We start from the raw sequence: 12,899 nt of genomic DNA, 5'->3' as shown, positions 1-12,899 counted from the left end.
CTTTGACATGCTGCGTATTATCAAGGAACGCCTGCACCAAAAATACCGCACGCTGGATTACCCCAAACTCCAGCCCTCGCTCTCGCCCCGGTATCTGGGCCGGCCCGAGCTTGCACAGGTTTCCTGCGGCTCGTGCCGCGCCTGCTACGCGGCCTGTCCCGCTGGTGCCCTGCTGCCCACCGCTGGTGCCGAAGACAGTACTCCCACGCTGGACATGGGGCGCTGCACCTTTTGCGGCGCATGCCGTGCCGCCTGCCCCAAGGGTGCCTTTACCTTTACCGGGCAACACCGCATGGCGTCCTTTACCCGCGAGGGCCTGCTGGTAATTCCCGGTCAGGCGTTTGCAGAGCAGCCCACGCCGTCCCGGTTTTCCCTGTTCCGCCGCTCGCTCAAGCTGCGGCAGGTCAGCGCCGCAGGCTGCAACGCCTGCGAGGCCGACAGCAACGTGCTCACCACTCTGGTGTTTGACCTTGGGCGCTTTGGCATCGATTTTGTGGCCTCGCCCCGCCATGCTGACGGTATTGCCGTGACTGGCCCGGTTTCGGAAAACATGCGGCTGGCCCTGCTTGACACCTTCAAGGCAACTCCGCAGCCGCGCGTTGTCATTGCCGTGGGGGCTTGCGCCATTTCCGGCGGGCTGTTCCGCGAGAGCGAGCAGTGCAACCGTGGCGTGAGCGAACTGCTGCCCGTTGATCTGTATATTCCCGGCTGCCCGCCTAATCCGTGGACAATTCTTGACGGGCTGACCTCGCTGCAAAAATAATCCCCCAAGCCGCCGAATTTGCTGGCTTCAAATCTGCAAAAATACTTTTCCACCCACGCCGCAGAGAGCAAAAAATTGCGCCCCTTGCCGCGTTTTACCCAGACTTGCCTTAATCTGCATAATGATTATAGTAGATAAGGCTTGTACAGAAAGTACTATCCGGTCATATCGCCACTCAAGGAGATGACCAACACCGCCCTTATGGGAGATGTTCATGCAAATAAAAGCTTTTTTGACGATTCTTGTTCTGCTTTGCTGTTCGCTTATGTTCGCCCTGTCTGATGACGCACTTGCCGCTCGTCTTGGAGGCGGGGGGTCGTTTGGCAGCAAGCCCTTTATGAGCACGCCTGCGCCCCGTCCACAGACCACTTTCCAGAATAAGCCCAGCGCCGCTCAGCCTCAGGCACAAGCGGCCCCTGCCGCGCGGCCTGGCGGTATGTTTGGCGGTATGGGCGGCCTCATGGGCGGCCTGCTTGCCGGTACGCTCATAGGCTCGCTCTTGGGCGGTCATGGCTTTGCTGGCGGCGGTTTTATGGATATCCTGCTCATCGGCCTGATGATTTTCCTCGGCCTCAAGCTTTTTGCCGCCTTTCGCGGCTCGCAGAGGCCAGCGCAAGCATCCGCAGGCGCGCAAGACGCACAGGCCGCGCAGCCCGAAGCGGGCATGATGCGTAATGACAGTGCGAGCAATGGCTGGGACGCACTGCGTGGGCAGGGCGGCGCTGGCGAAGCTGAAGCTCCCGGCCCGCAGATTCCGATGCCTCCCGGTTTTGATGCCGATGAATTCCTGCGCGGGGCCAAGATGGCATACACCCGTTTGCAGACGGCCTGGGACAAGCGCGACATGAACGATATCGCGCAGTTCACCACCGAGGCCGTGCAGAAATCAGTGCGCGAGCAGATGGAAGCCGATCCCAAGCCGAGCACCACAGAAATTCTGCTGGTCAATGCCCAGCTGCTCGGTGTGACCGATGAAGGTCAGGAGCAGTACGCACAGGTGTTCTTTGACGTGCTCCTGCGTGAAAGCCCTGAACAGCAGACGCCGTCTTCCGCGCGCGAAGTGTGGCACTTTATGCGCCCTGTGACAGGCGGCAACTGGAAGCTGGACGGCATCCAGCAGGTTGAATAAACCATATCTGCATTTGTTTGATGTAACACGGGCTGAAAGCCGAGGCCTTCAGCCCGTTCTTTTTCACAAGAGCAAAACAGCCTTGAGAATGCGTATTCTCAAGGTTTTTTAAACGCCAACTTTGGCGCGGTGGTGCGGCAACAAGGCATGTGCCTGAGACAAAGCCGACTCGCTAAACGCCAGGGCAAGGGGTACGTGTGGAGATGGAAATGAAAAACTACGTGGAAAAGCACGACAAGCTGGTGCGCTATCTGGATATGACCATTGAAAGCGCCACACCGGAATATGCCAAGGTAACCATGCCGATCACCGAAAACCACAAAAACGGCATGGGCATGGCCCACGGCGGGGCCATCTTTGCCCTGGCCGATGTGGCCTTTGGCTCTGCCGCCAATGCGGGCAAGGATTACGGCGTGGTAAGCCTGAATACCACCATTGAATACCTGCGCCCCGGCAGGGTTTCCCCCCTCACGGCGGAGGCCTTTGTGGTGCGCAACGGCAAGCATATCCTGAATTACGACGTAAAAATTTACGACGGTTCAGGCGATCTTATTGCCAAGTGCGTTGCCGCCGGATTTCAGACCGACGTGCTGCTGCCGGATTAGTTTTTTCTTAATCACGCCGAGCCCCGCCCCATTATTCAGACCGGGCAAGAGCAAAGCCCGCAACAACATTAACATAAAGCCCCTGCCGGAGGACAACCTGCGGCAGGGGCTTTATGTTGGCCTGCAATAAAAGAATTGCCCCTTGCCGAACCCTTGGCAAGGGGCTTCCACCGTAAACGCTTGGGGCGCATGGAGGTGATGCGTGGCGCAAACGTCAGAGATCGAACCTTGCGCGCAATATGAAAAATTTCAGAGTCCTATGCTTCTGCCTTGGGCGTTGGGTGTTCTCCCAAGGATTCCGCCAGGGGCAGGCTGAGGCAGAATTCCGCCCCGCCATCAGCCGCGTTGGCGGCTGTCAGCTCGCCGCCTCGGGCGTGCGCCAGAGACCGTGCCACCGCAAGCCCCAGGCCCACGTAACGGCCAAGCGTCTTGCCGCCGGATGCATGTGCGGCAACCGGGCTTTGCAGGGCGCGCGTGCTGAAAAAGGGTTCAAATATGTGCGGCATGATGTCGGGCGCGATGCCTGGGCCGTTATCGCGCACCACAAGGTCATACCAATCCTGCCCCTGCGCATCGCGCCTGGTGCTGGCAGTCAGGATAATCAGACCGCCGGGGCGCTCTGCCGCTCCTGATGCGGATTCAGTATCACTGAGAGCATCCAGCGCGTTTTCCAGCAGGTGCAGGCATATCTGCTGCAATTCCGGGGCGGAACCCAAGGGGCGGGGCGCGCCCTCGCCCTGCGGCACTTGCACATCGCAGCGCACATGGGCGCTTTCCATGCGTTCGTGCAGCAGGCGCAGCACCTGAGCCACATCCGCAGCCACATCAAGAGCGCCCACACGGGAGTCAAGCCCGTGCCCCACCATGAGCAGCTTGCGCGTAATCTCGCGCACCCGCAGGCTCTGCGTCCTGATGGTGTCCACAGCTTCACGCACTTCGCCGATATCGGGCAGGGCTTGGGCTTCCGGCTCTTCCAGACAGTCACGGATCAGGCCAGCGGCCTGCACCATGATATTCAGCGGGTTGTTGACCTCATGGGCCACACCTTCCGCTACCCGGCCAAGGCTGCGCCAGCGGGCTGCCTCGGCCAGACGTGCGGCTTCCTGCCGTGCGCCTGCGCGTTCCGCCGCTTTGCGGCATTCCGCAAGGATGCCGTCCATGCCCACGGGCTTTGAAAGCCAGTTCAACGCGCCGCGCCGCATGGCTTGCACGGCCTTGCCCATATCTCCTGCGCCTGAAAGCATCACCACATCGGTCTGCGGGTAGTGCTCGCGCAAAATTTTCAGCAGATCCACGCCGTCCATACCCGGCAGCCCCACATCAAGAAATATGAGGTCGCGGGGGCCGCGCGCCAGTTCGGCCAGGGCCGCATCGGCATCCTGCGCGGTTGCGGTTTCGTAGCCGCGCAATGCCAGACGCTCGGCCAAAGGCTCCGAAAAGGCAGGTTCGTCATCCACAACAAGCACACGCATGGCGAACTCCTATGGCGAACCGCTGCCGCCCTGACAGTTTCAGAAAACTGCTTCAGGACAATTAACGCTTGAACCAGCCGCCTTGCGGCGGGCAAGACCAGCCAACGCCTGTTTATGGCAGGGACTGGGGGACAAGCCCCTTCAAGAGCATTTCGTACAGAAACACTCTTGCCGCAGGCCGGATGCGCTCCATCCGGCCCTCCCCGGCCAAAGCTGCACCAGCGCCTATTTACCGTGCTCTTCCAGCACGTCCTTTTCGTTCATAACATCACGTGCGGAGTCAAAATCACCGCCTTCGGCCAGAGAAACAGCCACCATGGCGTTCTCAAGCTTGTCGCGGTAGGCCATGCGAATGCTGTTGAGCAATTCGTCAATGTCCATGGGCTTTCTGAGGAAGTTGTACGCACCCATGCGATAGGCGGTCTGTTCTTCAGCGTCGCCGCCGTGGCCCGTAAGAATGATGACCTGAACCTGCGGATTGCTCTTCTTGACGTTGCGCAGCACTTCAAAGCCGTCCATGCCGGGCATGCGCAGGTCAAGCACGATAACGTCGGTGGGCTGCTCCACAGCCTTGAGGGCCTCGGGGCCGTCATAGGCCACCCGCGCTTCAAAGCCGCGCATGGCAAGGCGCTCCGACAGCGTGTCCACAAACTGCTTTTCATCGTCCACCAGAAGGATTTTGATGTCTTCCTTGGTCATGGAATACTCCTTGAAGGCCCGGCAACATGCCGGCGCCGGTTATTCGCCTTCGCTATCGCAGGCCGAAATGGAAAGGAAAAATCTTGGCCCGGCATCCCGCCAGGGCATAAGCACGGCGCGCCAACCGGGGCGCATGCCGTCCAGCATGGGGCTGCCCGTCATGGCCGCCAGGGCCATTTCGCGGTTGGCCCCTTCCAGTGCCTCAACAATAATGCCTTCTTCCTTCTGCCGCCGTCCGGCGGTAAGGCGCAGGTTCACCTGCCCGCCCACCGAGGCGCAGAGATCAAACACTTCAAGCAGCGACCGCAGCACAGCCAAAGGCGGCACATTGGCCCACACGGGTTCTTCAGTTTCGCCGCTGGTCAGGTGTATCTGCGCCGCGCGCGCCTGACGCGCCGCCAGCAGACAGAAACTGCGGCTCACCCGCGCAAGATCGCAGGGGCCAGCACCGCCGGGCTCCATGCCTCCAGCCTGAGCCATGAAGTCCATGGCTTCGGAAAGGGCCGCCCCCTGGATGATGGAACGCTGCACTTCACTCAATGCCGATGAAAGCCGCTCTGCCCCAGGCGCGGCAACAGCCTTGCCGCCAGCCAGCGTTGCCAGATCCTGCGCCAGCCCGGCAGATTCACGTATCACTGCCAGCACGTTGCGCATGTCGTGAACGGCGGAAGCCAGCAAGCGGGCCATGCACTGACTTTCATTCATGACTTGCCTCCGCTGGCTGAGCATTCCTTGCCTTCACGCACTGCAGCTTGCAGTGTTTCCAGAAAAACATTGAAGCTCAACGGCTTGGTGAGGCAGGCAAAGGCCTGCGCCACGGGGTTTGTGCCGTTGTCGTCCACGGCCTCGTGCCCCGTCAGCAGGATAATCGGCAAATCCGGGTACAGAACCTTGAGGCGGCGCAGCACTTCATCACCCGACAAACCGGGCATGAAGAGATCAAGCACCACAACATCGGGTTTTTCCGGCGTGGCGGCCTGGAGTGCGCTGATGCCGTCATAAACCACATAGGGAGCAAATCCGCGAAGCGAAAGTCGCTCTGCCAGGGTATCGACAAATTCTTTTTCATCGTCAGCCAGAAGGATGCGTAATGACATTCTACACCTCCACCGCGACATCTGGCGGAGTAAGCGGCAGGGTGATGCTTATGGTGCTGCCCCGCCCTTCTTCGCTTTGCACGTGAATTTCGCCGCCAAGCTTGCGCACGATGCCGTAGGTGATGAACATGCCGAGCCCGGTTCCCTTGTCTTTTTTTGTGGAGTAAAACGGCTCAAAAATATGCCGGAGCACTTCGGGCGACATGCCCTTGCCGTTGTCCTGCACACTCACCAGCATCTGCCCGTTCTGGCTTTGACAGCGGATTTTAACAAAACGCTCTTCGCCCTGCGGAGTCTGCGTGCTCCCCTCGCCACCGGCCAGCGCGTCCAGCGCGTTGCCCACGATATTGAGGAACACCTGCTGCAACTGGCCTCTGTCGGACACAATTTCCGGCAGGTTGGGCGGCAGTTCCGCTTCAAGTTTGACGCCCCGGTTTTTGGCTTCGCGCTCAAGAAAACCAAGGGTTTCTGAAATAACTTCTTCTATGTGCAGGGCCTGACGGTTGGCTTCCATGCGGCGGGCAAAGCCCAATAGCCTGTGGGTAATGCCGCGCGCGCGTTCCACTGTGCTTTCAATGCCTTCCAGCAGTGCGCAAAGCCTTTCCTTGTCCTTGCCGTCGCCGCACACCTTGCCCATGCTCAAAAGATCCTGGGCAAGCCCCGCCTTTTCGTAAATGACGGCCAGCGGATTATTGACCTCGTGGGCCACACCCGCAGCCAGCCGCCCGATGGACGAAAGCTTCTGGTTGTGCTCCATCTGGGCAAAAACAGCGACCCGGCGTTCATCGCTGGCCTGCAACCGGTTTATAAGCTGCTGCATGAGCAGATTAGAAACCATAAAGATCAGGGCAATGCCGCCGCACAAGACCAGCAGCAATTCCGTGCGCAGGGCCAGCCAGGGGCGGATGGCGTCTTCCGTGGGCTTGACGGCCAGCAGCATGAAATCCGTGCCTGCCAGCGTGCACGAGGCCACCATGAGCTGCCTGCCCTTGGGGTCTGTAATGCGGCGCACCACTGTTTCGTGCGAGGCCGGGGGCAAATCCATGGGCAGTTTTTCCAGCGCCTTGCCGAAAAGATTGGAATCCGTTTGCAGCACGCCTTCCGTGTCCACAAGAAACACGTCAGTATCATGCTCCGGCCCAACGGTGGACACAACCTGCTGGATGCGCAGGGTATCTGTGGCCACGCGCAACGTCCATGAAACGCCGTTTTCTTCAAGCCTGTGCACTGCCACGACAAGGTGCGGATACCCGCGATACCCCAGAATTGCGTTGCTGAGGTAGCGCCCCTTTATCTCGGTATCGCGCAGCCAGGGCTTGCCCGCGTAATCCACGCCCTTGAGCTTGTAAGGCCCCACATAGCCAACCTGCTGGCCGTCCGCGTCCACTAGGCCCATATCCACAAAGCCCTGATATTCACTTTTAAGGGCCAGAAACACGCGGTTGAGAGTTCGTTCGTCCAGTAAATCCTTGAAGGTGTACGCGTGGGCCAGAAAACTCACCGTGGAAACACGTTCACCAAGGTACAGTTCAAGTGCCGCCTGCGACTTGCGGGCCAGGGCGTACACCGGGCTTTCAAGCTCGCGCTCAAGGGTACGCATGTACTGCACGTGGCTGATGGCCGAAAGCAGTAGTAGCGGCGTAACCGAAACGGCCACCATGAGCACTGTCATCAGCCGCCGCAGTGAGCGGTACCGGGCCGGAGACACAGCCTCCGGAACTTCCAGCAGATGCGCGAAGTAGTTTTTTATCGTGGCAAACATGTGCCCTCCAAGGTCTGCGCCGCCGTCAAGCCCGCTGGTGCGGTTCAGCTCCACGGCGGCACGTTCCCCGGCCCCGTAAGGCAAAACCCCGACTAATGGCCGCCAGCCACCAGAACGCCCGAAGCCGCAAGGCTGAGCACCAACACTTCAAGCACGGCAATAATCGTCATAATCCACTGCTTCTGGCGCACAAGACTGATCGCAAGCTGCACAAAGCAGATGATGGTGAGCGCCGCAAGAAAAGCGATACCAATGAAATTGCATATATCGCCCTTACCCACAAGGGCAAGCCAGCCCCAACCTTGAGGAATATTGCCCGCAGCACGGTAGGCTGCTGCGTTCTGCGTCCACAGGTGCGGCATTTGGTCCAGAGGAATCTGCGGCGTCAGCACGCCAAAAACATAGAGCGCGTAAGTAACAAGCATTGCCACAAAGCCCAGCAGCGCGCCGTAGAACAGGGTGTCTGCATAGCGCAGTTGCGCGGGGGAGGCCTTTATGTCGTTCTTCAGATCAGTGGTCATTGTTTTCTCCCTTCAGTTCAAGCGTATCCGATGCGGATTACCAGCCGAGGCCCTTCATGAGGGCCTTGGCCCCGGAGAAGAAGAGCACGCCAATAACCATGTAGCGGATGAACTTGGGCTTGGCCTTGGCAAGCAGACGCACACCCACCACAGAACCCAGCATGAGGCCAACGATGGAAGGAACGGCCATCAGCGGGATAACGCAACCCTGGTTCAGATACACCCAGGCGGCAGACGTGTCGGTAATGGAAAGCAGGAATTTGGAGGTACCCACGGCCACCTTGAGGGGCGCGCCCATGAGCAGGTTGAGCACAGGCACGTTGGCCCAGCCAGCGCCAAGGCCGAACATGCCCGCCATGATGCCGATGGCGATGAACAGCAGTAGGCCAGCCAGGGTGCGGTGGGTTTTCCACTCCACCACTTCGCCGGTGCTGGGTTCAAGGAAAACGCCGTTCATGCCGAGCGCAAGACCGATGGCATCCTGCTTGGTCACTACCGGACGCACGGAATTTTTGGAAAGCAGCAACAGCACGGCAATACCGAGGATGGTCGCACCAAGGCAGGTCTGGATGATATGGGTCGGCAGCGCCAGGCCGAGCATGGCGCCCACGATGGCGCAGGCAGAGGCAATCAGCGCCACAGGCAGAGCCAGACGCAGGTTGGCGAAGTTACGCCGCAACAGACCGGGGCCAGCGGCCAGCGCGCCCGCAAGGGCCACCAACAGGCCAGCGCCTCGCACAAAGTCGAGGTGGAAGGGGAAAAACCCGCTCACCAGCGGCACAAACAAAACGCCGCCGCCTACACCTGCCATGACGGCGATCACACCAAGGATAAAACAGAAGAACAGCAGGGCCAGCGGCCAGTACCACCACGGATGGTTGTCTATGGCCACCGCTTCAGTCGCTTGCGAAGCAGCAGGAGCGGCTTCAGCGGGCGCAGCCTGCACCGAGGTTTCGGCGGCAGCCACAGCCACAAAAGACTGGGTCTGGATTGGAGCGGCATTTTCAGCCTGCGCCGTTACTGCGGCCTGAGCAGCCGGAAGGGCCTCAGCGGCCTGCGCCGACATCGGGCAGGCAAGCCACAGACACAGTACCACGGGCAGCAGAATGAACTTCATCACAGAATTCTCAGCCCCGCTCTTCAAGGTTCTTTGGAAATCAAAAGCCATTGTTTCCCCCTTGCGGCCTTTTGCCGACGCAAGTTTATTTACGGTTAGCCCAAGGTAGTTTGGAAAGGGGTTGGGTACTATCAGGAGAATCCTGAATTGTGAAAAAATGACTAAGGGATTTCCCCAGAGGGGAGGGGGAGAGAGTTAGCCTGTTGGCGTGCGGGGAATTTGCGGTCTTTCGGGCGCGGGGTTTGCCTCCCCGCGTGGGGCTTAAGCAGTTTACTGCCCTTCGGGCATGTGATTCCGCCACCCGGCGGTGTTTGGGACGCCTGCGCGGCGCGCGGCAAGGCGGGGCCGGTTATGGGGCTACGCCCCCTTCTCGGCCCCCCTTGCATCCCCCCCGAAGCACCCCCATAAGAAGGGCTTTCAACTTCCTTAGCGTGGCGAGGGCAACGCGTCTCTTGCTGCGGGAGCTTCCCTCGCTCGCCACGCTCGCTCAGGTGATCTCCCTCCGCGCCGCGTTAATGCCAGAGGACGCTTTCGCTTCGATCAATATCCGCATTCAGCCAAGTACCACTGGTTAAATTGCTCGTTTCGGGTTTGCATTTGTACTTTTCTCAGTAACACTAAACATTCTAAAATCACCACAAGTTACTTGTAACGACACCAATTCCCGTTCAGCCATGACCAGACAGGAAATTTGCGAGTCAAAAAATATATTCACCACCAGGAGCTGGTCGTGGAGTTGCTTTCCTTATTCTCGCCGGAGCGAATGCGAAGGCGATGGCTGGTGTTGGGCGAATTTGCAAAATACGGTTTTTGCGGTCTGAAAAGGAAGCGCCGGGATTTTGAGCGCAGCGTACTCAAGTACGTGAGCATCAAAATTCCGGCGCTGACGCATTCAGGGTGTAAAAGCCGGGTTTGCGTAAATCAGCCTGACAGGCTCACCCATCCCGCAAAAACTCTCCCCCTACTTTTGCCTTTTTCTCCCAGCTTTTCTGCTTTTCTTGCCTTTTCTGACTCCCTCCGCCCCGCCATCAAAAGCTGGTCGTTGTGTTGCCTTCCTTAAACTCGCCGGAGCGAATGCGAAGGCGACGGCTGGTGTTGGGCGAATTTGCAAAATACGGTTTTTGCGGCCTGAAAAGGAAGCGCCGGGATTTTGAGCGCAGCGTACTCAAGTACGTGAGCATCAAAATCCCGGCGCTGACGCATTCAGGGCGGAAAAGACGGGTTTGCGTAAATCAGCCTGACAGGCTCTCTCCCCCACCCAGGACTGCCGCATTCCTGCTTTCTGGCCTTCTTTTTTGCTTTCTGCCGTTCCGCTACACCTTCACAAGACCGTGCCGGATGGCAATCTTGACCAAATCCCCCACAGACCCGGCCTGCAACTTGGTAAGCAGATTGTACTTGTGGGTTTCCACCGTCTTGGGGCTGATATACAGTTCTGCGGCTATGCTCTTGACGCTCATGCCGTCAGCCAGCAAACGAAAAATCTCTTTCTCGCGGGGCGAAAGCGCCCCCAGATCAGCCCCGGCATCGGCATTCGCCGTATCGGCAGCCTCGCGCCGCTGCCGCAGCATGGCCGCCACACGGCCGCCCGGATCAGAAAAACTCAGATAAATCTCGCCCGCGCGCACACTTTCAATGGCGCGCAGCAGCACGCCGGGCGATTCAGACTTGCGCACATGCCCCATAATGCCCAGATCAATAAGCTCCGGCAGCCAGCGCTGATCTTCATGCCCGGTATAGACCAAAATACGCGTCTGGGGCCGCACCTCAAGCACGGCGCGCCCTGTTTCAAGACCGTTCATGCCGGGCATGCCAAGGTCAAGCACCAGCAAATGCGGTTGCAGGGATGCCGCCAGAGCCACAGCCTCGCCTCCGTTCTGGGCCATGCCCACAACGCGCAGATGCCCGTAAGGCGCGAGCAGACTGCGCACGCCCTCCATAAGCAGCTTGTGATCGTCCACCAGCAAAATGCGGCAGACCTCGCCCGGAATATCACCCATTGGCACGGCTTTGCGGCTCTCGCAGCTGATGTTTCGGCCCGCTTCCCCTGTGGCGGCTGTTGGCGTCTAATCCGGCAATGGGGGACAAAGCCGGAAGGCCTCCATGCCCTGGCCGCGCGGCAAGAAAGCCGCAGCGGCTATGATGCAGCACACGGAGCAACGCAAGGTTGCCCTGTAACAGCCGCGCCGTTGCAGGGGCATGATCCCTCAAACAGACCAAGGGTGACAAATTTTTTATAAAATGAACAGAGAGGCCAGGCCCAAAAAGATAAAAAAGCCTGCGCCATCGGTGATGGTGGTGAGAAAAATACTTGAAGCCTGCGCGGGGTCACGCCCCAGCGCCCGAAAAATAAGCGGGATGGAACCGCCAGCCACAGCACCCAAAAGCATGTCGCACAAGAGCGCCCCGCCCATGACGCCGCCCACCATGGGCAGGCCCGTGAACCACCATGCAGCGAAAAAGGCCACCACAGCCATGGCCATGCCAGTGACAATGCCGATCTTGCCCTCGCGCACCACAGCCATCCAGGCTTTTTTCTGGTCAAAACGGTCTGTGGCCAACTGGCGGATCATCACCGCCAGAGCCTGCTGCCCCGTATTGCCCGCCTGATTGGCCACCATGGGCATGAGCACGGCCAGCACGGCCATCTGGGCGATAGAACCCTCAAACATGTAGACCACAGAGGCCGAGAGGGCGGAATTTATCATGTTCACAAACAGCCAGGGCAGGCGCTTGCGCACACTCTCAAGCCAGGGGGTATCCACGCTTTCTTCCGGGTCGGCGCCCACCATGCCCAGCATGTCGGCGCTGGCTTCTTCGTGCATGATGTCCATGATGTCGTCATAGGTGACCACGCCGAGGATATGCCCCTCGTTGTCCACAACGGGCATAGCCATAAAATTGTAGTGCGAGAGCAGGCTTGCCACTTCGCGCTCGTCCGTATCGTAGGTGACGCTGACAACGCTCTGTCCCGAAACCGCGTCGCCCACGATGGTGCCGGGGCGCGCCAGCATGAGGTCGCGCAGAGAAAGCACGCCCACAAGTACCTGATGTTCGTCCACCACATAGGCGTAGTAGGGGCTTTCCTTGTCTTCCATTTCGCTGCGGATATGGGCGATAGCTTCGTCTGCCGTGAAATTCTTTTCCAGCAGAATAAGCTCGGTGTTCATGACGCCGCCCGCAGAATCCGGGTCAAAATTGAGCAGGTTGCGCAATTCTTCCGAATCTTCGCGGTCAAGCTTTTCCAGCAGGGCGTCGCGGTGGTCCTCGTCCAGTTCGTCCAGCACGTCGGCGGCGTCGTCAGGCGACATCTCGGCGATAATCTGGGCGGCTACGTCGTCGTCCAGATTTTCCAGCACGTCCACGGCCATGTTCTCGTCCAGTTCGGCCAGCGCCTCGGCGGCGTCCTCCTTGGACATGCGACTCAGGGTGCTGACCTGCTTTTCGAGACTCAGATTCTCCAGATGGTCCGCCATGTCAGCCGGATGCACGAATTCGGCATCGGCGTATTCTGCGGCAAAATCTTGATCATGGGCATCGGGCCGCTCCGCAGTCAGCAGAGAGGCCGCGCCCGTGGGCAGGGTGTCTTTTTCAGATGAAGGATGGGGAGGTACTACAGTGGGCTGCGCGCTGCCGGGCTGTTCCGCAGGATCGGTACGGAATTTGTCGTTGTGCTGATCTGCCATGGCGCGCCTTTAATCCAGTCTGTAGCCAAAGTGGAATGGTCGCGCCCA

13 protein-coding genes are annotated in these 12,899 nt (G+C 59.3%); 4 read left to right on the top strand and 9 right to left on the bottom strand.

Annotated features, from left to right (window positions below; genetic code table 11):
- Positions 1-7: 7 nt before the first annotated feature.
- From JMF94_RS09650 to JMF94_RS09640, 3 genes are all read left to right on the top strand, one after another.
- Positions 8-763 (top strand): 4Fe-4S dicluster domain-containing protein, encoded by a 756-nt coding sequence (locus JMF94_RS09650; protein ID WP_240824890.1) that lies wholly within the window; start codon positions 8-10, stop codon positions 761-763.
- 214 nt (positions 764-977) lie between these two features.
- Complete coding sequence (locus tag JMF94_RS09645; RefSeq protein ID WP_240824889.1) at positions 978-1,892, top strand: TIM44-like domain-containing protein; 915 nt, start codon at positions 978-980, stop codon at positions 1,890-1,892.
- 209 nt (positions 1,893-2,101) lie between these two features.
- The gene (locus JMF94_RS09640) at positions 2,102-2,497 is read left to right on the top strand and encodes a PaaI family thioesterase (protein ID WP_240824888.1); all 396 of its coding nucleotides are present in this window, start codon (positions 2,102-2,104) and stop codon (positions 2,495-2,497) included.
- A gap of 257 nt (positions 2,498-2,754) precedes the next feature.
- Here JMF94_RS09640 and JMF94_RS09635 read toward each other — a convergent pair whose 3' ends face one another.
- The 7 genes from JMF94_RS09635 to JMF94_RS09605 form a co-directional block, all read right to left on the bottom strand.
- Positions 2,755-3,969: a response regulator gene (locus tag JMF94_RS09635; protein WP_240824887.1), complete on the bottom strand. Its 1,215-nt coding sequence runs from the start codon at positions 3,967-3,969 to the stop codon at positions 2,755-2,757.
- 225 nt (positions 3,970-4,194) lie between these two features.
- A complete protein-coding gene (locus tag JMF94_RS09630; RefSeq protein WP_192113365.1) occupies positions 4,195-4,668 on the bottom strand; it encodes a response regulator in 474 nt (157 codons plus the stop codon).
- Positions 4,669-4,707: 39 nt separating this feature from the next.
- Positions 4,708-5,373 (bottom strand): sensor histidine kinase, encoded by a 666-nt coding sequence (locus JMF94_RS09625; protein ID WP_240824886.1) that lies wholly within the window; start codon positions 5,371-5,373, stop codon positions 4,708-4,710.
- On the bottom strand, positions 5,370-5,765 hold the full coding sequence (locus JMF94_RS09620) for a response regulator (RefSeq protein WP_240824885.1): 396 nt from the start codon (positions 5,763-5,765) through the stop codon (positions 5,370-5,372). Before JMF94_RS09620 ends, JMF94_RS09625 begins: the two co-directional genes overlap by 4 nt.
- Position 5,766: 1 nt before the next feature.
- The gene (locus JMF94_RS09615; RefSeq protein WP_319637971.1) at positions 5,767-7,581 is read right to left on the bottom strand and encodes an ATP-binding protein; all 1,815 of its coding nucleotides are present in this window, start codon (positions 7,579-7,581) and stop codon (positions 5,767-5,769) included.
- Between the two features lie 38 nt (positions 7,582-7,619).
- A complete protein-coding gene (locus tag JMF94_RS09610) occupies positions 7,620-8,048 on the bottom strand; it encodes a DUF1634 domain-containing protein (RefSeq protein ID WP_240824884.1) in 429 nt (142 codons plus the stop codon).
- A gap of 37 nt (positions 8,049-8,085) precedes the next feature.
- Complete coding sequence (locus JMF94_RS09605) at positions 8,086-9,216, bottom strand: sulfite exporter TauE/SafE family protein (protein WP_240824883.1); 1,131 nt, start codon at positions 9,214-9,216, stop codon at positions 8,086-8,088.
- A gap of 679 nt (positions 9,217-9,895) precedes the next feature.
- Between JMF94_RS09605 and JMF94_RS09600 the strand changes: the two genes are divergently transcribed.
- Entirely contained in the window at positions 9,896-10,225 is a 330-nt protein-coding gene (locus tag JMF94_RS09600; RefSeq protein WP_240824882.1) for a hypothetical protein, read from the top strand.
- 253 nt (positions 10,226-10,478) lie between these two features.
- Here the strand turns inward: JMF94_RS09600 and JMF94_RS09595 are convergent, their stop codons facing one another.
- Entirely contained in the window at positions 10,479-11,165 is a 687-nt protein-coding gene (locus JMF94_RS09595; RefSeq protein WP_240824881.1) for a response regulator transcription factor, read from the bottom strand.
- 234 nt (positions 11,166-11,399) lie between these two features.
- Positions 11,400-12,851, bottom strand: coding sequence for a magnesium transporter (gene mgtE / locus JMF94_RS09590; RefSeq protein ID WP_240824880.1), 1,452 nt, complete (start codon positions 12,849-12,851; stop codon positions 11,400-11,402).
- Positions 12,852-12,899: the final 48 nt, after the last annotated feature.

Origin of the sequence: Desulfovibrio sp. UIB00 (genome assembly GCF_022508225.1) — a bacterium.
In the GTDB taxonomy this organism is placed as follows: Bacteria; Desulfobacterota; Desulfovibrionia; order Desulfovibrionales; family Desulfovibrionaceae; genus Desulfovibrio.
The sequence above is the reverse complement of the archived record's forward strand: the minus strand, read 5'-3'. Positions and strand labels throughout refer to the sequence as shown.

Bases quoted from the DNA above. Each gene is read 5' to 3' on its own strand.
- JMF94_RS09650 (WP_240824890.1), top strand. From the start codon at position 8: ATGCTGCGTATTATCAAGGAACGCCTGCACCAAAAATACCGCACGCTG.
- JMF94_RS09645 (WP_240824889.1), top strand. From the start codon at position 978: ATGCAAATAAAAGCTTTTTTGACGATTCTTGTTCTGCTTTGCTGTTCG.
- JMF94_RS09640 (WP_240824888.1), top strand. From the start codon at position 2,102: ATGAAAAACTACGTGGAAAAGCACGACAAGCTGGTGCGCTATCTGGAT.
- JMF94_RS09635 (WP_240824887.1), bottom strand. From the start codon at position 3,969: ATGCGTGTGCTTGTTGTGGATGACGAACCTGCCTTTTCGGAGCCTTTG.
- JMF94_RS09630 (WP_192113365.1), bottom strand. From the start codon at position 4,668: ATGACCAAGGAAGACATCAAAATCCTTCTGGTGGACGATGAAAAGCAG.
- JMF94_RS09625 (WP_240824886.1), bottom strand. From the start codon at position 5,373: ATGAATGAAAGTCAGTGCATGGCCCGCTTGCTGGCTTCCGCCGTTCAC.
- JMF94_RS09620 (WP_240824885.1), bottom strand. From the start codon at position 5,765: ATGTCATTACGCATCCTTCTGGCTGACGATGAAAAAGAATTTGTCGAT.
- JMF94_RS09610 (WP_240824884.1), bottom strand. From the start codon at position 8,048: ATGACCACTGATCTGAAGAACGACATAAAGGCCTCCCCCGCGCAACTG.
- JMF94_RS09605 (WP_240824883.1), bottom strand. From the start codon at position 9,216: ATGGCTTTTGATTTCCAAAGAACCTTGAAGAGCGGGGCTGAGAATTCT.
- JMF94_RS09595 (WP_240824881.1), bottom strand. From the start codon at position 11,165: ATGGGTGATATTCCGGGCGAGGTCTGCCGCATTTTGCTGGTGGACGAT.
- mgtE (WP_240824880.1), bottom strand. From the start codon at position 12,851: ATGGCAGATCAGCACAACGACAAATTCCGTACCGATCCTGCGGAACAG.